Source organism: Nonomuraea purpurea (assembly GCF_042650645.1).
Classification (GTDB): Bacteria; Actinomycetota; Actinomycetes; order Streptosporangiales; family Streptosporangiaceae; genus Nonomuraea; species Nonomuraea purpurea.
The window spans coordinates 108,656-129,003 of sequence record NZ_JBHSBI010000001.1 but is presented as its reverse complement, the minus strand read 5'-3'; the positions used below and the strand labels follow the sequence as shown (position 1 = coordinate 129,003).

Below are 20,348 nucleotides of genomic sequence, written 5' to 3'. Positions count from 1 at the left end.
AAGATTTCACAAATGCACAAAACCCGACATATGGGGGTTCGTCCGAGGGCGAAACCAACACGACATGGCTCGGCAACAGCGAGGAAACCACTGATTCCTATGGTCCGGCCATGCGGCTTACCTCACACGAGCAGGAGCGGCTGCTCATCCACGTCGCCGCCGGGGTCGCGCGCGAGCGGCAGGCCAGGGGCCTGCGGCTCAACCACCCCGAGGCTACCGCCATCATCGCCTCCTTCCTCATGGAGGGCGCCAGAGACGGGCGCAGCGTGGCCGATCTCATGGAGGCGGGCCGGTCGGTGCTCGGCCGGGCCGACGTCATGGAGGGCGTGCCGGAGATGCTGGAGAGCGTGCAGATCGAGGCGACCTTCCCCGACGGCACCAAGCTCGTCACCGTCCACAGGCCGATCCCGTGATCCCCGGCGAGTACGTCCACCCCGAAGGCTCCCACCCGCTCAACCCCGGCCGGGAGCGGGTCACCGTGCGGGTGGTCAACACGGCGGACCGGCCGGTGCAGGTGGGCTCCCACTACCACTTCGCCGCGGCCAACCCCGGGCTGGAGTTCGACAGGAAGACGGCCTGGGGGATGCGGCTCGACGTGCCCGCGGGGACCGCGCTGCGGTTCGAGCCCGGCCTCGCGCGTGAGGTGACGCTCGTGCCGCTGGCCGGCGAGCGGGTGGTTCCCGGCCTGCGGCCCGAGTGGGCGGGGCCGCTCGATGACTGAGATCTCACGCGCCCGCTACGCGGCGCTGTACGGGCCCACGGTCGGCGACCGGATCCGGCTGGCCGACACCGACCTGTTCATCGAGGTCACCCAGGATCTGTCGATGGGGCCGTCGGGCGCCGGGGACGAGGCCGTGTTCGGCGGCGGCAAGGTGATCCGCGAATCCATGGGGCAGGCCAGGACCACCCGGGCCGAGGGGGCGGCCGACCTGGTCATCACCGGCGCGGTGATCCTCGACCACTGGGGCGTGGTCAAGGCCGACGTGGGCATCCGCGACGGCCGCGTCCACGCCATCGGCAAGGCCGGCAACCCCGACACGATGGACGGCGTCGACCTGGTCATCGGGCCGTCCACGGAGGTGCTCGCGGGCAACGGCAAGATCCTCACCGCCGGGGCCGTCGACTCCCACGTGCACCTCATCTGCCCCCAGATCCTCGACGAGGCCATCGCATCGGGCGTCACCACGATCGTCGGGGGCGGCACCGGGCCCGTCGAGGGCACCAAGGCGACGACCGTCACCGGCACCTGGTACCTCGGCAGGATGCTGGAGTCGCTCGATGCCTACCCGCTCAACTTCGCGCTGCTCGGCAAGGGCAACACGGTCAGCGCCGAGGGCCTGTGGGAGCAGCTGCGGGCCGGGGCCTCCGGGTTCAAGCTGCACGAGGACTGGGGCTCGACGCCCGCCGCCATCGACGCGTGCCTGCGCGTGGCCGACGCCTCGGGCGTGCAGGTGACGCTGCACACCGACACGCTGAACGAGGCCGGGTTCGTCGAGTCGACGCTCAAGGCCGTCGGCGATCGGATGATCCACGCCTACCACACGGAAGGGGCGGGCGGCGGGCACGCGCCCGACATCATCCGCGTGGCCGCCCACCCCAACGTGCTTCCCTCCTCCACCAACCCGACCAGGCCGCACACCGTCAACACCCTCGACGAGCACCTCGACATGCTGATGGTCTGCCATCACCTCAACCCGTCGATCCCCGAGGACCTGGCCTTCGCCGAGTCGCGCATCAGGCCGACGACGATGGCGGCCGAGGACGTGCTGCACGACCTGGGCGCGATATCGATGATCGGCTCGGACTCGCAGGCCATGGGGCGTATCGGGGAGACGATCATCCGGACGTGGCAGACGGCGCACGTCATGAAGGGGCGGCGGGGGGTGCTGGGCTCGGGGCCGGCGGACAATGCCCGAGCCCAGCGATACATCGCGAAATATACGATATGTCCGGCTATTGCCCATGGTTTGGACGGCGAGCTCGGCTCCGTCGAACACGGCAAGCTCGCCGACCTCGTCCTGTGGTCGCCGGCGTTCTTCGGGGTCAAACCGGACCTGGTCCTCAAGGGCGGCGTCGTGGCCTGGGCCCAGATGGGCGACGCCAACGCCTCCATCCCGACCCCGCAGCCGGTGCTGCCCCGGCCCATGTTCGGCGCCTCACCGGCCACCGCCGCCGCCACCTCACTCCACTTCGTCTCCCCCCAGGCCGTCGAGTCCGGCCTCGCCGAGCGCCTCGACGTGCGGCGGCGGCTGGCGCCGGTGGCGGACGTGCGGCGGCGCGGCAAGTCGGCCATGCCGCTGAACGACGCCACGCCCAGGATCGAGGTCGCACCCGACACCTTCGAGGTCCGCGTCGACGGCGACCTCATCGAACCCGCACCCGCCGCCCGCCTGCCGCTGGCCCAACGCTACTTCCTGTTCTGATGGGCCCCGCCCTGCTCCTGCTCACCGACTCCCGCCTCCCCGCCGGGGGGCACGCCCACTCGGGCGGCACCGAACAGGCGATCGCGTCGGGGGCCGTGCACGACGTGCCGTCCCTGGCGGGCTTCCTGCGGGGACGTCTCCATACGGCGGGCACGGTCACGGCCGCCTTCGCAGCCGCCGCCTGCGCCCACGCCGCCAGCCCGCAAATCACCCCAGAACCCGCCACGCCCGTGGACGCCGCCTCCAGACCGGCCGCCCCCGGGCCCGCCACGACTGTGGACGCCGCCCTCGGACCGGCGCCGTTCGCCGTCACCGGTTCCTGGCCGATGTCGTGGGCGGTGCTCGACGCCGAGGTCGACGCCAGGACCGCGGCGCCCGCCCAGCGGGAGGCGTCCAGGACGCAGGGCAGGCTGCTGCTGCGGGTGGCCCGCCGCGTGTGGCCGTCCCCCATCTTGGAGGACCTTGCGCGAACCGTACCGAACCCGCATCATCCGATCGCGCTCGGCGCGGCTGCGCACGCGGCGGGCGCCACCCCCGAGGAGGCCGCCATGGCGGCGGCCTACCACGCCGTCAGCGGCCCGGCCACGGCGGCGGTCCGGCTGCTTGGCCTGGACCCGGTGGCCGTGCACGGACTGCTGGCCGACCTCACCCCCGACCTCACGGCCGTGGCCGCCCAGGCCCACCTGGCGGCCGCGGGCCAGGCCCCCGAGTCGCTGCCCGCGCACTCGGCCCCGGCTCTCGACCTCCTGGCCGAGCGGCACGCCCGCACCAAGATCAGGCTCTTCGTCTCCTAGGAAAGGACTCCCCGACATGGGCGCCGATCACGACGACCACCACCACACCCCCGACGGCCGAGGCCGGGCGCTGAGGCTCGGGGTGGGCGGCCCGGTGGGCAGCGGCAAGACGGCCCTGGTGGCCGCCCTGTGCAAAACCCTGGGCCCGTCCCTCTCCCTGGGCGTCGTCACCAACGACATCTACACCACCGAGGACGCCGACTTCCTGCGCAAAGCGGGCGTACTCGACAGTGAACGTATCCTCGCCGTCGAAACCGGCTGCTGCCCCCACACCGCCATCCGCGACGACATCGCCGCCAACCTCGACGCCGTCGAAACCCTGGAGTACCGGTTCGGCCCGCTGGACCTGGTGATCGTGGAGAGCGGCGGCGACAACCTGACGGCCACGTTCAGCCGGGGCCTGGCCGACCGGCAGATCTTCGTCCTGGACGTGTCGGGCGGCGACAAGGTGCCGCGCAAGGGCGGCCCCGGCGTCACGACGGCCGACCTGCTGGTGATCAACAAGACCGACCTGGCGCCGATGGTCGGCGCGGACCTGGACGTGATGGCCCGCGACGCGGCGGCGGTGCGCGGCGAACGGCCGGTGCTGTTCACCTCGATCAGGCGGGAGCCGACCGCGCGGGACGTCGCCGCCTGGGTGTCGGAGCAGGTGAGAGTCTGGGCCCACACCCACGCGGCACCCGTCTCGTGACGGCCATGCGAGCCCGCGCCGCCGTGGCGACGGCCCTGGCCCCGGACGGCAGGACGGTGGTGCGCCGCCTGGCCTCGGCGCCGCCGCTGACGCTGCGCCAGACGGGCCCGTACACGGTGCATCTCGTCTCCACGGCGGCGGGCCCACTCGGCGGCGACCGGCTCGCACTGGACCTGGACGTCGCCCCACACACCACGCTGGAGCTGGGCTCGGTCGCCGCCACGCTGGTCCTGCCCGGCCGGGGCGAGTCGGAACTGCTGGTCACCGCGCGGGTCGGCGCGGGCGCCACGCTCCGGTTCACGCCGGAGCCGACCGTGCTCGCCGCCGGCTGCGCGCACCGCCTCCTGGTACGACTGACGCTGGCGGCCGACGCCGACGTGCTCTGGCGCGAGGAGATCGTCTTCGGACGGTACGGCGAAGAGCCCGGCCGCTGCCATGCCCGCTTCGACGCCACACGCGAGGGCCGGGCGGTGCTCAGGCAGGAGTTCACGGTGGGCGAGGCGGCCCTCGACTCCTCCCCCGCCGTCTACGGCGCCGCCCGCTGCGTCGGCAACACCTTCATGACCTCGGCCGCCAAGCAGGCCGTCGTGGCCGAGGGCGTGGCCGTGCTCCCGCTGGCCGTCCCGGGAACGCTGGTGTCCGCCCTGGCCGCCGACGCCGTCCAGCTCCGCTCGCGGCTGGAATGGGGCGAGCGCAGGGCTGTCGTCGATGGTGACGACTCGGTGGCGTACGGTGGTGACGCGGACGCGCCAGGCTTACAGTGATCGTGTGGGCGAACAGTCTGTCCAACCGCGTACCCGTCGTGGCCCGGCACTGGCCGTGGTGGCCGCCGGGGCGCTGCTGGTGTGCTGCGCCGTCCTGCCGTGGGCCGGCCTGGAGGCCAGGAGCGACATCCTGGGCGGCGGAGTGGCCAGCGACATCCGCGGCATCGACGACGCGTTCGGCCTCTACACGCTGATCGCCGGGCTGGCCGCGCTGGCGTGCGGGCTGGCCGGCGTGCTCACCCGGCCGCGCCTGGCCGCCCTGGCCGCCGTTCCCGGGGGCGTCGCGGTGGTCGTGCTGGTGCTGTTCCTCACCCAGGGCAACGGGCTGCGCGACCGGATCTCCGTCCAGCTCGGCGACTGGCTGTCGATCGCGCCGGTGATCAGGGGCGGCTGGTTCGGGGCGATGGCCTGCGCGCTGGCGGTCGTCGTCCTGGCGATCGTGGCACTCTTGCGCCGCGCCTGATCTCCTGTCAGTCGTAGAAGCCCAGGCGGCGAAGCTGCTTCGGGTCGCGCTGCCAGTCCTTGGCCACGCTGATACGCAGGTCCAGGTAGACGCGCGTGCCCAGCAGCCCCTCGATCTGCTTGCGGGCCTTGGTGCCGACCTCGCGCAGCCGCTCGCCCTTGTGCCCGATGACGATTGCCTTCTGCGAGGGCCGTTCCACATACATGTGGGCGTAGATGTCCAGCAGGTCATCACGCCCCTCCCGGGGCAACATCTCATCGACGACCACGGCGATCGAGTGGGGCAGCTCGTCGCGGACGCCCTCCAGCGCCGCCTCCCTGATCAGCTCCCCGACCAGCACCTGCTCGGGCTCGTCGGTCAGCCGGCCGTCCTCATACAGCGGCGGCGACTCCGGCAGGTGCTCGATCAGCACGTCAGCCAGCACGTCGAGCTGGTCACCCGCCTGCGCCGACACCGGCACGATCGCCGCGAACTCCCCGAGCTCCGACACCGCGAGAAGCTGCTGGGCGATCTGCTCCTTGCTCGCCAGGTCGCACTTGGTCACCACGGCCACGACCGGCGTCTTCTTCACCGCCGACAACTTGTCGGCGATGAAGCGATCACCCTTGCCGACCGGTTCGTTGGCCGGCAGGCAGAACCCGATCGCGTCCACCTCGGTCAGCGTCGACAGCACGAGGCTGTCGAGCCGCTCGCCGAGCAGCGTGCGCGGGCGGTGCAGGCCGGGCGTGTCGACGACGATGATCTGAGCGTCAGGACGGTGGACGATGCCCCTGATCACGCGCCTGGTCGTCTGCGGCTTGGACGAGGTGATCGCCACTTTCGCGCCGACCAAGGCGTTCATCAGCGTGGACTTGCCGACGTTCGGCCTCCCCACGAAGCAGGCGAATCCGGCGCGATGGCTGTCTGGCGAAGTCACATACTGCATTCTGGTCCATCAAAGGGCGTGTTCACGCCACCAGGTGAAGGCTTTGGGCGCCACCATCGGCGTCCAGGGTGTCGTGTCGAGCCCGGCGAGCTCCTCCTCGGTCACCCATCGGCAGTCGATGATCTCCTCGCCGTCGGGCTTCGGCTCACCCGAGACGATCACGCAGCCGAAGACCATGACGACGTAGGCGACCTGATGGCCGTTCGGGTAGAGCGTGCGGAACTCGGGGCCGCCGTACGCGCCGATCAGCTCCCGTGCCTCGATCTCGATGTCGAGCTCCTCGCGCAGCTCCCGCACCACGGCGTCCTCCGGACGCTCGTCGGGGTCGATGCCGCCACCCGGCACCGCCCAGAGCCCCATGTCGCCGTGTTCGGCCACCAGCGCCCTGCCCGCGTCATCGAACACGAACCCGGACGCCGACGGCAGCACGAGCAGGTCAGAGCCGACCTTCTCCCGAATTCTGGCCAGAAACGGCGACATCGGCATGTCAGCCCCGCAACGTTCCGTCGGGACCGGCCACGAGCAGCGACGTGACGCCCAGCTCCGCGGCCACGGCCGCGTCGGCGGCGCTCGGGTCGCCCTCGCTCACCAGCGCGACCGCCTCCAGCGACTGCGCTCCGCTGGAGATCGCCATGGCCGCCGCCACCTGCACCGCCGACAACCTCAGCGCCGACAACGCCACGTTCGTGGCCGAGTAGGTGCGGCCCATCTCGTCGCGCACGGCCGCTCCTTCCGCGGTGCCGTTGCGCGCCCTGGCGGCGCGGGCCAAAGTGATGATCTTGCTGTCTTCAGGATCGAGAGTCACGGGCTCTAGGTTAAGTGGTCACCATCGACACGGCGGCCTCGACCACCTTCCTGGTACGCCCGGCGTCCACGTCGTTCATGCCCGTGTGCACCACCGACACCAGCGTGTCACCCACCCGCGACAGGACGACGTCCATCGCGTACGGGTAGCCGTTCAGCCGGCCACGCAACCTCCGGCTCACGACCTCGTCACCGGCCTCCCCGATCGGCAGCTCCTGTGCCAGCAACTCGGTCCCATCGGGAGTGCGGACCTCGCGGCACCGCTCCAGCGCCCTGGCCAGCTCGTCGAGGTGCTCCTCAGCCCCCTCGCCCGCGTACCGCGCCAGACCCACTCCCGCCTGCTCCCCCAGGCCGTCGCCGTGATAGCTGACCGCTGCCTGGGCCGTCAGCGCCTGCCCCGGCGCCCGCCCACCGGCGGGCTCCAGCACGGCCCTGCAGTTCTTGTCCGTCTGCGTGAACGGCATCCGCCAGGCCTGCTCCGGCCTGGCCGTGAACCCATCGGGCAGAGGCGGCTCCTTGCTGAGAACCTCGCGCAACTGCGCCATGGCCTGTGCGTCAATGAAACTCTCGGCTCCCTCGCCGCCGCACCCCGCCAGAAGGCTGGCCAGCAGCACGTATGCGATGATCCCCGGTTTTCGTTTCATGCTCCCTCCTGGTCCGCAGCCTCCCCCAGCGACTTTTGCGGCAATCCACCAGAGTTTCCTCCGATACGCAAAAAGGGTGCCCTCATCCGGCTTTCCGGACGAGAACACCCTTTACGCCGACCTGCGTCCCGGCTTACGCGCCGAGACGCCGTCGTCCCCCCCAGGATCACCCTTTGTCGCGAACCCCACCCGACATCGGGATATTTCCCCTTTGACACCCACCGCACTGGATGTCGTGTTATGAGAGTGCCGGATCCCGCTTGCAGAACACTTGTAGAAGACTTGCGGCATTTGCCCCACCCTCCGAGAAAGGTGTGCGGTCAGTCGGAATCGGCCTCGGCCGAGACCTCAACCTCCTCCGACGACTTGGCCCGCCGCACCACCACCGTACTGATCCGATTCCGCCGCCCAGCCAGGCTCTCAGCCGTCAACGTGAGCCCCGCGACCTCCGCCCGCGACCCCGCGATCGGCACCCGCCCCAGCGCATGCGCCAGCAACCCACCCACGGTCTCGACGTCGTCCACCTCGATCTCGGCGTCGAACAACTCACCCAGCTCATCCACCGGCATCCGCGCCGTCACCCGCATGGCCCCGTCAGGCATCGCCTCGACCCGAGGCGCCTCCTGGTCATACTCGTCGGTGATCTCACCGACGATCTCCTCCAGCACATCCTCGATCGTGACCAACCCGGCCGTACCGCCGTACTCATCGATGACGATCGCAATGTGAATCTGGCGCGCCTGCATCTCACGCATGAGCTGGTCGATGGGCTTACTCTCGGGCACATACGCCGCAGAACGCATGATCGACTCGACCGTCTCCTTGCCCCCGCCCTCCCCCACCTCATGAATCTTGCGGGCGATGTCCTTGAGATAGGCGATGCCGACGACATCATCCTCGTTCTCACCGACAACCGGGATCCGCGAAAAACCACTACGCAACGCCAGCGACAGAGCCTGACTGATGGTCTTGCCACGCTCGATGTAAACCATGTCCGTACGCGGCACCATGACCTCACGCACCAACGTGTCACCAAGCTCGAAAACCGAGTGGATCATCTCCCGCTCGTCCGGCTCGATCACCCGGCGCTCCTCAGCCAGGTCCACCAGATCACGCAACTCCGCCTCGGAGGTGAACGGCCCGTCGCGAAACCCCTTACCAGGCGTCAACGCGTTACCGAGCAGAATCAGCAACTTGGGCAGCGGCCCGAAAATGCGGGTCAACCCGTACACGATCGGAGCACTGGCCAGCGCGACCGGCTCGGCATGCTGACGACCCAGCGTACGAGGCATGACCCCGACCACCACATAGCTGATCACGATCATCACCACGGCCGCCCAGACATAAGCCCAGCCCTGATCGTGCAGCAGATCGATGAACAGCAACGTGGCGATCACCGTGGCCACCAGCTCACAACTCAACCGCAGCAGAAGCAGCAGATTGAGATAGCGCGGCGGATCGGTCACGATCGCCTGCAACCGCACCGCCCCACGCTTCGCCTCACGGACATACTCCTCGGCACGCACCCGGGAAATCCGCGTCAGCGCCGTCTCCGCACTGGCGATCAGGCCACCGATGACCACAAGTGCGATGGCCAGCAACAACCAGGCGTTCACCGCGGGTCGCGCTCCTCCTGCCAAGACTCGAGAAGCCGGGCCTGCAAGCCGAACATCTCCTTGTGCTCCTCGGGCTCGGCATGGTCATAACCAAGCAGATGAAGAATGCCATGCGTACACAGCAACTCCAACTCCTCGGCGGCGCTGTGACCCGCCTCCTTGGCCTGCCTGGCAGCCACACTCGGGCAGAGCACCACGTCCCCGAGAAGCGCCGGATCAGCCGGACTCTCCGAATCGCCGCGCGCGCCCCCACCGGGCCGCAACTCATCCATCGGGAACGCCAGCACGTCAGTCGGACCGGGCTCGCCCATCCACTTCTCGTGCAACTCCGACATGGCGTTCTCGTCGACTACCACGATGGACAACTCGGCAAGCGGATTGATACCCATCTCGCCGAGCACATGGGCGGCCAGGGCGACGAGCTTCTCCTCGTCGACCTCGGCCCCCGACTCATTGTTGATCTCGATACTCATCGATCGCCTACCGCTCCTCATTCCCTACGCGAAGGGCCGAGGAACCGCATCGGATGCGCTCACTGCTCACGGTCGCTCACCCGCCGCTTCCCCCGTTGCTGCTGAATACGCTTGGGCTCCTGCAGCGCGTCATAACGCCCGTACGCATCCACGATGTCGCTCACCAGCTTGTGCCTGACCACGTCAGCGCTGGACAACCGCGAAAAATGGATGTCGGGAATGCCATCGAGGATCTCCTGAACGATCCGCAACCCGCTCACCGTGCCCGAAGGCAGGTCAACCTGCGTCACGTCACCCGTCACCACGATCTTGGAATTGAACCCGAGCCTGGTGAGAAACATCTTCATCTGCTCGGCCGAAGAGTTCTGCGCCTCGTCCAGAATGATGAACGCGTCATTGAGGGTGTTGTGCGTCAGGAGGAAGTCCTCGGTGACGTAGAGCGAATCCTCCGCCGCCACCTGAATGCACACACACTCCGCCGTACCGCGCGGCTCGATACGGTCCACGAAGCGCATCGGACGCCCGCCACCGTACTCCTTGTACCGCTCGGCCTTCCGCGACAACCGGAACGGCTCAATGCCCTCAGGAAGCCGGATGTCGAGAATGTGGGCATCGTGACGGTGATGGACCTGTCTTCCGTTCGCCAGCCCGGGCTTGCGTCCCCTCGCGGGGCGGGTGCGCCAATAGACCACACCCCCGAGAGACTGGACCAGGAAGACGACGTCGTCACGCAATCGCGAGGACACGGTGGTGAACTGGATCCTGCATGTACGGCTGTCCTGGACGACAGGACCCCCGTCAGAATCGAGCAGGCCCTGGAGCACCGCAAGCCTGATCTCTGGCGTGTTACGGAGATATACCTCAGGGACGAACTTCGTGTGCGATCCGTGGCCCCACAGTTCCAGCCGACGCATGGCATCGGTGATCGGATTGGCGACCGCCACGCCTCCACCCGGCTGCGCCCGGCTGAGCATATATTCAAAACCGCCCCTCGGCCTCGCCCGGACGCCGGGAACAGCGCGTTCGAGCGCCTCAGCGAGTTCGGGGTCGTTCGTGGAGAACCTCGGAGTCTTCGGCCCGGTGATGCACCCGTCTCCCAGGAGCAGGCCGAGTGCGTAGGGGTCCAGGGGAACCTCGCGCTCCGGGAAACAGACCGGCGCGCTCAGCATGGGCAGCTCCCACTTCCGGTAATGAGCCGTCCGCAGGTCGCCGATCATGTCCTTCGTCCGCAGCACCCGCCACGGCTTGCCTCGGTTACCGTCGTCACGGGTGCGGACGGTCCAGAGGTGATCCTCGGAGGCGAGCACTGAGGAGCCGTCCTGGCTGAAGAGCCGGTAGATCTCCTTCTCGCCCTGGGGGTAGACGCCCAGCACGGGTGTCGGCTCGCCGTTCGACCCGATGACGAGGTCGCCGACTTCCAGCTCCCCGATGGAGCGGAACCCGTCCGGGGTCAGCACGCCCGTTCCGACAGGCTGGCTCCTTCCCCTCATGTACCCGAGCGGCGCGACCTCGATCGTGCCTGCGGCCATCAGCTTGGGGATCGAGTCGGGGTCGACCATGTCGTGCAGGGCGTCGTAGAGGGGCCGCAGGTAGGGGTCGATCTTCTCGTAGAGGGTGCCGGGCAGGAAGCCGAGCCGTTCGCCGGCCTCGACGGCGGGGCGGGTGAGGATGATGCGGTTGACTCGCTTCTCCTGCAGTGCCCGTACGGCCTTGGCCATGGCGAGGTAGGTCTTGCCGGTGCCTGCGGGGCCGATGCCGAAGACGATCGTGTGTTTGTCGATCGCGTCGACGTAGCGTTTCTGGTTGACGGTTTTGGGACGGATGGTGCGTCCGCGGGAGGAGAGGATGTCGAGGGACAGCACCTCGGCGGGGCGGTCGGAGGTCATGCGGAGCATGGCGATGCTGCGCTCGACGGCGTCGGGGGTGAGTTCGCCGCCGCTGCGGAGGACTTCGACGAGTTCTTCGAAGAGTCTCACTACGGCGCCGCTCTCGTCGGGGCTGCCGGTGACGGTGATTTCGTTGCCCCGTACGTGGATGTCGGCCCTGAAGGCGCCCTCGATGACGCGTAGTAGCTCGTCTCGGGAGCCGAGGAGGCTGACCATCGGGTATTCGTCCGGAATCAGCACCTTGGCTTGAGTGCGCGAGGGAGGTGCCGTTCGTCGGGATTCATGTAGTTCGGACATGGGCAGGCCAGTGGCCTGATGCCTCCCGGTCTCTTTCGGTGTGCTTCTCCGCCCATCGTAGCCGGGACCAGGTGGATCGCTCGCGTCAATATCGCCGCGGCCGGCTCGTGGGAGTGGTACGGACGTTACGTTACCGCCGGGGTGCTCGATCGCATCAGGCCGGTGTGTGTTTTATCCGGGTGGCCAGGTCAAGGGACGCCCGCCGAGGACGTGGGCGTGCACGTGGAAGACGGTCTGTCCGGCGCCGGGGCCGGTGTTGAACACGACGCGGTAGCCGTCTTCTGCCACGCCTTCCTGTACGGCGACGGCGTGGGCGGTTTTCAGTACGTCGTCGGCGAGTCCGTCGTCGGCGCGGGCCAGGGCTGCGGCGTCCGCGTGGTGTTGTTTGGGTATGACCAGCGCGTGGGTGGGCGCCTGGGGGTTGATGTCGCGGAAGGCCAGTGTCCTGCCGGTTTCGTAGATGATCTCGGCTGGTTGTTCCTTGGCCACGATTCTGCAGAAAAGACAGTCGCTCACGTCGGCAGCCTATCGGGGGTTGGTGGCTTCGGTCTGTTGCGAATCGGTAATCAGAGGTGCCGTGCGTACGAAGATCGACGCGGTTAGGGTGAGTGTGCGAGACTTCACGAAAAAAGACGATTCAGGGTCGGGCGAGCGCCACCTGGCGAGGACACGACTGGGTAATGCACCCTAAGGAACCGGGGACACCTCAAGAACCGGAAGAGCGTAAACCCTCTGGGAAGGTCGCGCGTCCCACAGATGTGACCACCGAAACCCTTCTGGCCGACAGGTCCATGGGGGCGGTGCCGGTCGGGTGGGATGCCGACATGGCTGTTACCGCACTCTATAGTGCGCACTTTCGGTCATTGGTGCGTCTCGCTGTGTTGCTGGTGCGCGACATGGCAACCGCTGAGGAAGTCGTGCAGGATGCGTTCGTCGCCATCCATGGTGCGTGGCGTAGACTGCGCGATCCCGACAAAGCACTCGCCTACCTGCGTCAATCTGTCGTCAACCGGTCTCGTTCGGTGCTGCGTCATCGAGCGGTCGTCGAGAAGTACGCTCCTAAGGGCCTGCCGGACGCTCCGAGTGCCGAGAACGGCGCGATCGGCGAGCTGGAACGCTCCGCCGTGATCGAGGCGTTACGCGCCCTGCCGACCCGACAGAGAGAAGCACTTGTTCTGCGTTACTACGGTGACTTGTCCGAAGCTGAGATAGCCCACGCCATGGGCATCAGCAAGGGCGCGGTCAAGAGCCACACGGCACGTGGCATGGCCGCCTTGCGATCCGTTCTGGAGAAAATGTCATGACCCAGCCCCCCGACGAGCACGGCGACCTGCTGCGTCGTGCGCTCCGCGCGGAGGCGGACGCGGTCGTGCCCTCGCCGGAAGGACTGGAGATCATCCGCGGCCGCATTGAGCGGCGTGGTGTCCGTAATCTGTTCTGGTGGCGTGCGGGCGCGGCCGCCGCCAGTGCTTTGTTGGTGGCGGGGACGATCGTGATGGCCGTTCCCGAGTTGCGCTCGAAGATCGTCGAGGTCCCTGCGCAGGTCGTCGATGATGAGACCTCGAAGGAGGCTCCGTCCAATTCCTCCACCACTCGTTCCCAGCAGCCTCCGCGGGAGGAGCCCAGCTCGGAGCAGCCGCCGGTCGTGATCGTCGACACTCCGAAGCCTTCGTCGCCGCGGCCGTCGAAGAAGGCCGAGTCGACCAGTCGTCCTTCGCCGACTCCGAGTCCTTCGCCCACTCCGTGCCCTTCTGCCACGGCCGAGCAGGCCGTGCTTTCTGAGGACTGTCCCACGGCCTCTCCGACGCCGACGCCGACGTCGGAGGAGACGGTCGTTCTGCCCACGGTGTGCCCGCCCGAGGAGTGTCCGCCGGACGACATGACGGAGACGCCGACGGAGTCGGTCAGCCCGCTGGTGGATGCCTCGCAGACCACGCCCTGACGGGGTGGCTCACCAGCGGCCGGTGCGGGTGAGCAGCACGGCTGCGGCCGCCACGCCTGCCGTGGACGTGCGCAGGACCGTCGGCCCCAGCAGGACGGGCACCGCTTTGGCGGCCCTGAATGTGCCGAGTTCTTCGTCGGAGACTCCGCCTTCCGGCCCCACGATCATCACGATGTCGCCGCCGGGCGGCAGGGTCACTCCTGACAGCGGTTCGTGGGCTTCTTCGTGCAGCACCAGGCCCAGTGCCGCCGTGGCCAGCAGTGCTTCGACGCCTGCGGTGGAGGCGGGCTCCGTGACTTCTGGCAGGTGGAAGCGGCGGGCCTGTTTGCCCGCCTCGCGGGCTGTGGCCCGCCAGCGGCCCAGTGCCTTGGCGACTTTGTCGCCTTTCCATTGGGTGATGCTGCGTGAGGCCGCCCAGGGCACGATCACGTCGACTCCGGCCTCGGTCATCATCTCGACGGCCAGTTCGCCTCTGTCGCCTTTGGGCAGCCCTTGGACGACGACCAGGCGTTGCCGGGGCGCCTCGATCTCGTGACGGCTGATCACGTCGAGCCTGAGTGCGTCCTTCAGCACCTCGCGGACGACGCACTCGGCGACGGCGCCGGTTCCGTCGGTCAGGTCGATCCGCTCGCCGGCCCGTAGGCGCCGCACGGAGGCCGCGTGGCGCCCTTCCGGGCCGTCGAGTGTCAGCTCGGCCCCGTCCAGGTTCTGGGACAGGAAGACCGGGACGGTCACGTCACCTGCCGTTGAAGGCGTCGCGCAGGCGGGAGAAGAAGCCCTGCTGGCCGGGGGCGAACTTGCCGGGTGGTCGTTCCTCGCCCCGCTGCTTGGCCAGTTCGCGCAGCAGCTCCTCCTGGGCGGGATCGAGGCGGGTGGGGGTTTCGACGTTGACGTGGATCAGCAGGTCGCCTCTGCCGGATTCGTTGAGTCGTTGCACGCCGCGTCCGAACATGGTGATGACCTGTCCGGCTTGGGTGCCGGGGCGCACGTCGATTTCTTCTGAGCCGTCGAGTGTCTCGACCGCGAGTATGGTGCCGAGTGCGGCGGCCGTCATCGGGATCTGGACGGTGCAGTGGAGGTCGTCGCCGCGCCGTTCGAAGATCTCGTGGGCTCGTTCGACGATCTCGAGGAAGAGGTCTCCGGGCGGGCCGCCGCCGGGGCCGACTTCGCCTTCGCCGGCGAGCTGGATGTGGGTGCCGTCCTCGACGCCCGCGGGGATGCGGACCTTGATCGTGCGGCGGGTGCGTACGCGTCCGTCGCCGGAGCATTCCTGGCACGGGTTGCGGATGATCGTGCCGAATCCGCCGCACTGCGGGCACGGCCGCGAGGTCATGACCTGGCCCAGGAACGACCGGGTGACCTGGGAGATCTCGCCGCGGCCGCTGCACATGTCGCAGGTGTCGGGGTGGGTGCCGGCGGCGGCGCCTGCCCCGTGGCAGACCTCGCAGAGCACGGCGGTGTCGACGACCAGTTCGCGTGTGGTGCCGAACGCCGTCTCGCGCAGGTCGAGTTCGACCCGGATGGTGGCGTTGCGGCCTCGGCGTGCCCGTGAGCGGGGCCCTCTTGTGGCGCCGCCGGCGGTGCCGAAGAAGGCGTCCATGATGTCGCTGAACGGGAAGCCCGCGCCGAATCCGCCGGCTCCCGCGCCCGCACCCGCGCCGGCGAAGGGGTCGCCGCCCAGGTCGTACATCTGGCGCTTGTTCGGGTCGGACAGCACCTCGTAAGCCTGCGTGATCTCCTTGAACCGCTCTTGGGTCTCAGGATCGGGGTTCACGTCTGGGTGCAGCTCACGGGCGAGTCGGCGGTATGCCTTTTTGATCTCGTCCTGACTGGCGTCACGGCGCACCCCGAGGGTGGCGTAGTAGTCGCTGTTTGCCACTTATCGACCTCTTATGATGCAGCCAGGATCTGGCTGACGTAGCGTGCCACCGCTCGTACCGCTCCCATCGTCACGGGGTAGTCCATCCTCGTGGGGCCCAGCACGCCGAGCCGGGCCAGTTGATTATCGCCGGAACCGTATCCGGTGGCGACGACGGACGTGCCGCGCAGGTAGGGATTTTCCGAGCCGATGCGCACGGTGAGCGCGGACGGGGTGTCTGTGGAAGTCTCGCCGAGCAGCCGCATGAGCACGACCTGCTCCTCCAGGGCCTCGAGCACGTCGCGCAGGCCGACGGAGAAGTCGGCGCCCGCGAGGTTGGCGGCGCCGGCGAACACGATCTTCTCGTCGTGCCGTTCGACCAGCGTCTCGAGCAGCACCGACAGGATCGTGGCCACGACGGGCCGGTCTTCGATGGGCAGCCGCTCGGGCAGGTCGGCGACCTGCTCGGGCACGCTGCTCAGGCCGCAGCCGTCGAGGCAGGCGTTGAGCACCGCGCGCAGGTGCGCGATGCGGGTGTCGTCGACCGCCTCGGGCAGCTCGATCACGCGCTGCTCGACGCGGCCGGTGTTGGTGATGAGCACGAGCATGACCCTGCGGTCGTTGAGCGGCACGAGCTCGACGTGCCTGACCGTCGAGCGTGTGAGGGTCGGGTATTGCACGACCGCCACCTGCCTGGTCAGCTGCGCGAGCAGCCGGACGGTGCGGGTGACCACGTCGTCGAGGTCGACCGCGCCGGCCAGGAAGGTCTCGATCGCCCTGCGCTCGGCGCCCGAGAGGGGTTTGACCTGCGAGAGCCGGTCGACGAACAGCCGATAGCCCTTGTCGGTCGGCACGCGGCCGGCGCTGGTGTGCGGCTGCGTGATGTAGCCCTCCTCCTCCAGCGCGGCCATGTCGTTCCTGACCGTCGCGGGGGAGACCCTCAGGTTGTGGCGCTCGGCCAGCGCCTTGGAGCCCACCGGTTCGTTGGTGGACACGTAGTCTTCGACAATGGCGCGGAGCACTGCCAGTTTCCGATCGTCGAGCACGTGCTCACCTCCTGCCTCTGCCCTTTCGGGGAACGCGACGTCTAGCACTCTGTGTTCCCGAGTGCCAAGTGTACGGCTCTCGCCTACAAGGTGCGATAACACTGACTGTCATCCTGCTGCTAGCGACTTACAAGCGACAGGGTTCACACTTGCGCACATGACCGACGATTCACAGCCCCGGCCGTATGATCCGCCGCCCGGGCAGGGCCCTCACCACGGTCAGCCCCAGCCTCCTCCTCCGCCTCCCCAGTACGGCCGGCAACCCGGTTCCCAGCCGCAGCACGGCCCGCAACCGGGTTCCCAGCCTGGCTGGGGGCCTGCGCCGTCGCCCTATGGGCCGCCCGCCGGCTACGGGCCGCCGCCCGAGCAGGGCCAGAGCCCGTACGGGCCGCCGCCCCAGTACGGCCAGTATGGCCAGCAACCCTCGTACCCGCCACGGATCGACGCCAAGGCGGTCAGGCCCAGTCTGTGGTGGGTCGCGCTGGCCTGGGGCATCGCCGTGGTGTGCGGCGTCGCCGGCGTGGTCGTGTTCGTCACCGGCGTGGCCGGCAGCGTGTCCGACCTGGTCCCGACCAAGACGTTCGCGTCTGGACAGACCGTGACGGTGCCGATCGACCCGGCGAACAAGCCCGCCGTCTACGTCGCCAGCGACCAGGCCGTCAACTACCAGTGCGAGGTGTCCGGCGGGGCCAGGCTGGCCAAGACCTCGGGCTCGCAGACGGTCACGGCGGGCAGCTCGGTCTGGGAGCAGATCCTCGTGATCAACGCGCCTGCCAAAGGTGATTACCAGCTCACCTGCACCAACCAGGAGGGCCCCACCGCGGTCTACGGCGTCGGCCGCGAGTTGTCCTCGGCCGCGGGCGGTGTCGCCGGCGGGGTGGTGTCGCTGATGGTGATCGCCGGAATCGGGGTGCTCATCGGGATCGCCGGTACCGTCGTCGTCCTGGTACGCCGGAGCGGCGCCCGCAAGCGCCTTGCGGTCACGGGGTGATTTGCTACGGTCCCCGTGTGTACGAGGGCGATGTACTGGCGGGGAATTGGCGGCGGCCGGGCAAGGGAAAGATCCCGAAAGTGCCCGCCGAGCTGGACCTCGTCGTGGAGGACGCCGACAGCGGCTTCTGCGGCGCGGTGGTGGCCTGTGACAAGGAGGCCGTCACGCTCGAAGACCGGTTCGGCAAGCGCCGGTTGTTCCCGCTCGCGCCCGCCGCGTTCCTGCTGGAGGGCAGGCCCGTGACCTTGGTGCGCCCGGTCGCCGCCCCGGCGGGGCCCCGGCTCAGCGCGTCGGGCTCGATCGCCGTGGAGGGCCTGCGGGCGCGGGTGGCCAGGGAGAGCCGGATCTACGTGGAGGGTGTGCACGACGCCGCCCTCGTGGAGAAGATCTGGGGCCACGACCTGCGGGTCGAGGGGGTCGTGGTCGAATATCTGGAAGGTGTGGACGATCTGCCCGCCATCGTGGCGGAGTTCGGCCCTGAGCCGGGACGGCGGCTGGGCGTGCTGGTCGACCATCTCGTCCCCGGCTCCAAGGAGAGCCGGATCGCCGCCGAGATCACCTCGCCGGACGTCCTGGTGGTGGGCCATCCGTTCATCGACATCTGGCAGGCGGTCAAACCCTCCGTGCTGCGCATCCCGGCCTGGCCCGACGTGCCGCGCGGGGTGCCGTGGAAGGAGGGCGTGATCGCCGCCCTGGGGTGGCGCATGGAGCCCGCGCAGGCCTGGCGGCGGATCCTTGGCGCCGTCTCGACGTACACCGACCTGGAGCCGGAGTTGCTCGGCCGGGTCGAGGAACTGATCGACTTCGTTACGGAGGCATCATGAGTCAGGATCCGCCGCAGACGCAGCCTGACGACGACCAGACACGGCATGTGTCACGTCCTGATATTCCGCCCGGCCAGCCGGACTCGGGTGCCCAGCCGCTCTCGTACGGGCAGCAACCCGGCTCCCAGCCCGGCTACGGCTACGGCTACCAGCAGTCCGGCCCTCAGCAGCCCGGTTACCAGCAGCCTGGCTACCAACAGCCCGGTTACCAGCAGCAGCAGCCGAGCTACGGTCAGCAGCAGGGCTACGGCGGGGCTCAGGGGTACGGTCAGCAGCCCGGCTACGGCCACGGTTACGCCGCCCATCCGGGAGAGCCCTACGTCCCCGGCCGGTTCGGCCCCCGCCCCGGCACCGACGACACCACGATGGCGATGCTCTCGCACCTGCTGGGCCTGCTGGTGTCCTGGCTCGGCCCGCTGATCATCTACCTGATGAAGAAGGACGAGTCCCCCTACGTCAGGGACCAGGCGGCCGAGGCGCTCAACTTCCAGATCACGATGTTCATCGGCTACATCGTGTCGGGGATCCTGGTGGTGGTCTTCATCGGCATCCTGCTCCTGCCGGTGGTCTGGGTCCTGTCGCTGATCTTCCACATCCAGGCGGCCATAGCCACCAACAAGGGCCAGCCCTACCGTTACCCGTTCGCCATCCGCCTGATCACCTAGACCAGGAGGTCGCGGATGAGGGCGTCGGCGAGCAGCCGCCCCTTGAGGGTGAGCACCATCCGGCCGGACCTGAACGCCTCGGGCTCCAGCAGCCCGCGCCCGAGGGCGCCCGCCACGGACGTACGCGCGGCGGGCGCCACCTCGGCGACCGGATAGCCGGACACCAGCCGCAACTCCAGCATCAGCCGCTCTGCCTCGCGGTCGTCGCCGGACAGGACCTCGCGGGCGTGGGCCGGGGAGGCGCCCGATGCCAGCCGCTGGGCGTAGGCGGCCGGGTGTTTGACGTTCCACCAGCGGGTGCCGCCGACGTGGCTGTGGGCGCCCGGTCCTGCGGCCCACCAGTCGCCGCCGGTCCAGTAGAGCAGGTTGTGGCGGCAGCGGGCCGCCTCGGACACGGCCCAGTTGGACACCTCGTACCAGTGGAGCCCGGCCCCGGTCAGCATCTCGTCGGCGATCTGGTAGCGGTCGGCGGCCACGTCGTCGTCGGGCATCGGGAGTTCGCCGCGCTTGATCCTGGCGGCGAGCCTGGTGCCGTCCTCGACGATCAGCGAGTACGCCGAGACGTGGTCGGGCCCGGCCTCGATCGCGGCGGCCAGCGAGGCCCGCCAGTCGTCGTCGCTCTCGCCCGGCGTGCTGTAGATGAGGTCGAGGTTCACGTGTTCGAACCCGGCCTCCTTCGCTTCCCGCACGGCTTGTGCCGCCCTGCCCGGTGTGTGGCGGCGGTCGAGGACCTGCAGGACGTGCTCGCGTGCGCTCTGCATGCCGAAGCTGATCCGGTTGAAGCCGCCGTGCAGGAGTTTGTCCAGGTAGGAGGGGTCGACCGATTCGGGGTTGGCCTCGGTCGTCACTTCGGCGTCCGGCCGCAGCCCGAACTCGGAGTCGATCGCGGTCAGGATCCTGGCCAGGTCTTCCGGGGGCAGCAGGGTGGGTGTGCCGCCGCCGAAGAACACCGTCTCGACCGGCAGGTGGGCCTGGCCCAGGACGCGGCGCGCCAGGCGTATCTCCTCGACGACCGTGTCGGCGTAGTCGCGGTGGGAGGCGCCTGGGCCCAGTTCGGCGGCGGTGTAGGTGTTGAAGTCGCAGTAGCCGCAGCGGGTCACGCAGAACGGCACGTGCACGTAGAAGCCGAACGGGCGCTCGCCGAGGCCGCTCAGGGCGCTGTCGGGCAGTTCGCCGGAGGCGGGTGCGGGATCGCCGTCGGGCAGGGTGGATGGCACGCTTCCAGTTTGCCCGGCTCACAAG

Annotated in this window: 23 protein-coding genes and 3 pseudogenes; 12 read left to right on the top strand and 14 right to left on the bottom strand. The window is 68.9% G+C overall.

Annotated features, from left to right (window positions below):
- Positions 1-110 precede the first annotated feature (110 nt).
- Genes ACFOY2_RS00610 through ACFOY2_RS00580 form a run of 7 tightly spaced genes read left to right on the top strand, consistent with a single transcriptional unit; the run spans position 111 to position 5,135 of the window.
- Complete coding sequence (locus ACFOY2_RS00610) at positions 111-413, top strand: urease subunit gamma (RefSeq protein WP_080041930.1); 303 nt, start codon at positions 111-113, stop codon at positions 411-413.
- Positions 410-721 carry an urease subunit beta gene (locus ACFOY2_RS00605; protein WP_379525883.1) on the top strand — a complete coding sequence of 104 codons (312 nt, stop codon included), beginning with the start codon at positions 410-412 and terminating at the stop codon, positions 719-721. Before ACFOY2_RS00610 ends, ACFOY2_RS00605 begins: the two co-directional genes overlap by 4 nt.
- Complete coding sequence (locus ACFOY2_RS00600) at positions 714-2,423, top strand: urease subunit alpha (protein ID WP_379525882.1); 1,710 nt, start codon at positions 714-716, stop codon at positions 2,421-2,423. The genes ACFOY2_RS00605 and ACFOY2_RS00600 overlap by 8 nt, the downstream gene beginning before the upstream one ends.
- Positions 2,423-3,217 (top strand): urease accessory protein UreF, encoded by a 795-nt coding sequence (locus ACFOY2_RS00595; protein WP_379525881.1) that lies wholly within the window; start codon positions 2,423-2,425, stop codon positions 3,215-3,217. The genes ACFOY2_RS00600 and ACFOY2_RS00595 overlap by 1 nt, the downstream gene beginning before the upstream one ends.
- 16 nt (positions 3,218-3,233) lie before the next feature.
- Complete coding sequence (gene ureG, locus ACFOY2_RS00590) at positions 3,234-3,908, top strand: urease accessory protein UreG (RefSeq protein ID WP_379525880.1); 675 nt, start codon at positions 3,234-3,236, stop codon at positions 3,906-3,908.
- A gap of 5 nt (positions 3,909-3,913) precedes the next feature.
- Positions 3,914-4,672, top strand: coding sequence for an urease accessory protein UreD (locus ACFOY2_RS00585; protein WP_379525879.1), 759 nt, complete (start codon positions 3,914-3,916; stop codon positions 4,670-4,672).
- Positions 4,673-4,676: 4 nt separating this feature from the next.
- The gene (locus ACFOY2_RS00580) at positions 4,677-5,135 is read left to right on the top strand and encodes a hypothetical protein (RefSeq protein WP_379525878.1); all 459 of its coding nucleotides are present in this window, start codon (positions 4,677-4,679) and stop codon (positions 5,133-5,135) included.
- A 7-nt stretch (positions 5,136-5,142) separates the two neighbouring features.
- Here ACFOY2_RS00580 and era read toward each other — a convergent pair whose 3' ends face one another.
- The 10 genes and pseudogenes from era to ACFOY2_RS00530 all read right to left on the bottom strand — a co-directional run bounded on the left by era (position 5,143) and on the right by ACFOY2_RS00530 (position 12,296).
- Positions 5,143-6,051 (bottom strand): GTPase Era, encoded by a 909-nt coding sequence (era, locus tag ACFOY2_RS00575; RefSeq protein WP_379525877.1) that lies wholly within the window; start codon positions 6,049-6,051, stop codon positions 5,143-5,145.
- A gap of 18 nt (positions 6,052-6,069) precedes the next feature.
- Positions 6,070-6,540 carry an NUDIX domain-containing protein gene (locus ACFOY2_RS00570; RefSeq protein ID WP_379525876.1) on the bottom strand — a complete coding sequence of 157 codons (471 nt, stop codon included), beginning with the start codon at positions 6,538-6,540 and terminating at the stop codon, positions 6,070-6,072.
- Between the two features lie 7 nt (positions 6,541-6,547).
- Positions 6,548-6,865: a cytidine deaminase gene (locus ACFOY2_RS00565; RefSeq protein ID WP_379525875.1), complete on the bottom strand. Its 318-nt coding sequence runs from the start codon at positions 6,863-6,865 to the stop codon at positions 6,548-6,550.
- A 10-nt stretch (positions 6,866-6,875) separates the two neighbouring features.
- On the bottom strand, positions 6,876-7,508 hold the full coding sequence (locus ACFOY2_RS00560) for a hypothetical protein (RefSeq protein WP_357810547.1): 633 nt from the start codon (positions 7,506-7,508) through the stop codon (positions 6,876-6,878).
- A 320-nt stretch (positions 7,509-7,828) separates the two neighbouring features.
- Positions 7,829-9,124, bottom strand: a complete 1,296-nt coding sequence (locus ACFOY2_RS00555; RefSeq protein ID WP_379525874.1) for a hemolysin family protein — start codon at positions 9,122-9,124, stop codon at positions 7,829-7,831.
- Positions 9,121-9,597: an rRNA maturation RNase YbeY gene (gene ybeY, locus ACFOY2_RS00550; RefSeq protein WP_379525873.1), complete on the bottom strand. Its 477-nt coding sequence runs from the start codon at positions 9,595-9,597 to the stop codon at positions 9,121-9,123. Before ybeY ends, ACFOY2_RS00555 begins: the two co-directional genes overlap by 4 nt.
- 59 nt (positions 9,598-9,656) lie before the next feature.
- A pseudogene (locus ACFOY2_RS00545) lies at positions 9,657-10,001 on the bottom strand (PhoH family protein); the annotation flags it as partial.
- 264 nt (positions 10,002-10,265) lie between these two features.
- A pseudogene (locus tag ACFOY2_RS00540) lies at positions 10,266-10,511 on the bottom strand (LAGLIDADG family homing endonuclease); the annotation flags it as partial.
- Between the two features lie 561 nt (positions 10,512-11,072).
- Positions 11,073-11,699 (bottom strand): annotated as a pseudogene (locus tag ACFOY2_RS00535) (PhoH family protein); the annotation flags it as partial.
- Between the two features lie 252 nt (positions 11,700-11,951).
- The gene (locus tag ACFOY2_RS00530; RefSeq protein WP_357810559.1) at positions 11,952-12,296 is read right to left on the bottom strand and encodes a histidine triad nucleotide-binding protein; all 345 of its coding nucleotides are present in this window, start codon (positions 12,294-12,296) and stop codon (positions 11,952-11,954) included.
- Between the two features lie 275 nt (positions 12,297-12,571).
- On the opposite strand from ACFOY2_RS00530, the gene ACFOY2_RS00525 reads away from it, so the two are divergent.
- Both ACFOY2_RS00525 and ACFOY2_RS00520 read left to right on the top strand, forming a co-directional pair.
- Positions 12,572-13,084, top strand: coding sequence for a SigE family RNA polymerase sigma factor (locus ACFOY2_RS00525; protein WP_049573205.1), 513 nt, complete (start codon positions 12,572-12,574; stop codon positions 13,082-13,084).
- Positions 13,081-13,722 carry a hypothetical protein gene (locus ACFOY2_RS00520; RefSeq protein ID WP_379525872.1) on the top strand — a complete coding sequence of 214 codons (642 nt, stop codon included), beginning with the start codon at positions 13,081-13,083 and terminating at the stop codon, positions 13,720-13,722. Before ACFOY2_RS00525 ends, ACFOY2_RS00520 begins: the two co-directional genes overlap by 4 nt.
- A 9-nt stretch (positions 13,723-13,731) precedes the next feature.
- Here the strand turns inward: ACFOY2_RS00520 and ACFOY2_RS00515 are convergent, their stop codons facing one another.
- From ACFOY2_RS00515 to hrcA, 3 genes are read right to left on the bottom strand one after another with little or no spacing between them, the layout of a single operon-like run.
- Positions 13,732-14,457, bottom strand: coding sequence for a 16S rRNA (uracil(1498)-N(3))-methyltransferase (locus ACFOY2_RS00515; protein WP_379525871.1), 726 nt, complete (start codon positions 14,455-14,457; stop codon positions 13,732-13,734).
- Position 14,458: 1 nt separating this feature from the next.
- Entirely contained in the window at positions 14,459-15,601 is a 1,143-nt protein-coding gene (gene dnaJ, locus ACFOY2_RS00510; RefSeq protein ID WP_357810567.1) for a molecular chaperone DnaJ, read from the bottom strand.
- Positions 15,602-15,612: 11 nt separating this feature from the next.
- A complete protein-coding gene (gene hrcA, locus ACFOY2_RS00505) occupies positions 15,613-16,626 on the bottom strand; it encodes a heat-inducible transcriptional repressor HrcA (protein WP_379525870.1) in 1,014 nt (337 codons plus the stop codon).
- Positions 16,627-16,783: 157 nt separating this feature from the next.
- Between hrcA and ACFOY2_RS00500 the strand changes: the two genes are divergently transcribed.
- Genes ACFOY2_RS00500 through ACFOY2_RS00490 form a run of 3 tightly spaced genes read left to right on the top strand, consistent with a single transcriptional unit; the run spans position 16,784 to position 19,106 of the window.
- Positions 16,784-17,617, top strand: coding sequence for a hypothetical protein (locus ACFOY2_RS00500; protein WP_379525869.1), 834 nt, complete (start codon positions 16,784-16,786; stop codon positions 17,615-17,617).
- Positions 17,618-17,634: 17 nt separating this feature from the next.
- A complete protein-coding gene (locus ACFOY2_RS00495; RefSeq protein ID WP_379525868.1) occupies positions 17,635-18,441 on the top strand; it encodes a DUF3097 domain-containing protein in 807 nt (268 codons plus the stop codon).
- On the top strand, positions 18,438-19,106 hold the full coding sequence (locus ACFOY2_RS00490; RefSeq protein WP_379525867.1) for a DUF4870 domain-containing protein: 669 nt from the start codon (positions 18,438-18,440) through the stop codon (positions 19,104-19,106). Before ACFOY2_RS00495 ends, ACFOY2_RS00490 begins: the two co-directional genes overlap by 4 nt.
- Here the strand turns inward: ACFOY2_RS00490 and hemW are convergent.
- On the bottom strand, positions 19,103-20,323 hold the full coding sequence (hemW, locus tag ACFOY2_RS00485) for a radical SAM family heme chaperone HemW (RefSeq protein WP_379525866.1): 1,221 nt from the start codon (positions 20,321-20,323) through the stop codon (positions 19,103-19,105). The two genes, ACFOY2_RS00490 and hemW, sit on opposite strands and share 4 nt — an antisense overlap.
- Positions 20,324-20,348 lie beyond the last annotated feature (25 nt).

Coding starts and splice junctions, on each gene's coding strand:
- ACFOY2_RS00585 (WP_379525879.1), top strand. CDS start 3,914: ATGCGAGCCCGCGCCGCCGTGGCGACGGCCCTGGCCCCGGACGGCAGG.
- ACFOY2_RS00610 (WP_080041930.1), top strand. CDS start 111: ATGCGGCTTACCTCACACGAGCAGGAGCGGCTGCTCATCCACGTCGCC.
- ACFOY2_RS00500 (WP_379525869.1), top strand. CDS start 16,784: ATGACCGACGATTCACAGCCCCGGCCGTATGATCCGCCGCCCGGGCAG.
- ureG (WP_379525880.1), top strand. CDS start 3,234: ATGGGCGCCGATCACGACGACCACCACCACACCCCCGACGGCCGAGGC.
- ACFOY2_RS00570 (WP_379525876.1), bottom strand. CDS start 6,540: ATGTCGCCGTTTCTGGCCAGAATTCGGGAGAAGGTCGGCTCTGACCTG.
- ACFOY2_RS00520 (WP_379525872.1), top strand. CDS start 13,081: ATGACCCAGCCCCCCGACGAGCACGGCGACCTGCTGCGTCGTGCGCTC.
- ACFOY2_RS00595 (WP_379525881.1), top strand. CDS start 2,423: ATGGGCCCCGCCCTGCTCCTGCTCACCGACTCCCGCCTCCCCGCCGGG.
- ACFOY2_RS00490 (WP_379525867.1), top strand. CDS start 18,438: ATGAGTCAGGATCCGCCGCAGACGCAGCCTGACGACGACCAGACACGG.
- ACFOY2_RS00560 (WP_357810547.1), bottom strand. CDS start 7,508: ATGAAACGAAAACCGGGGATCATCGCATACGTGCTGCTGGCCAGCCTT.
- ybeY (WP_379525873.1), bottom strand. CDS start 9,597: ATGAGTATCGAGATCAACAATGAGTCGGGGGCCGAGGTCGACGAGGAG.
- ACFOY2_RS00525 (WP_049573205.1), top strand. CDS start 12,572: ATGGGGGCGGTGCCGGTCGGGTGGGATGCCGACATGGCTGTTACCGCA.
- ACFOY2_RS00600 (WP_379525882.1), top strand. CDS start 714: ATGACTGAGATCTCACGCGCCCGCTACGCGGCGCTGTACGGGCCCACG.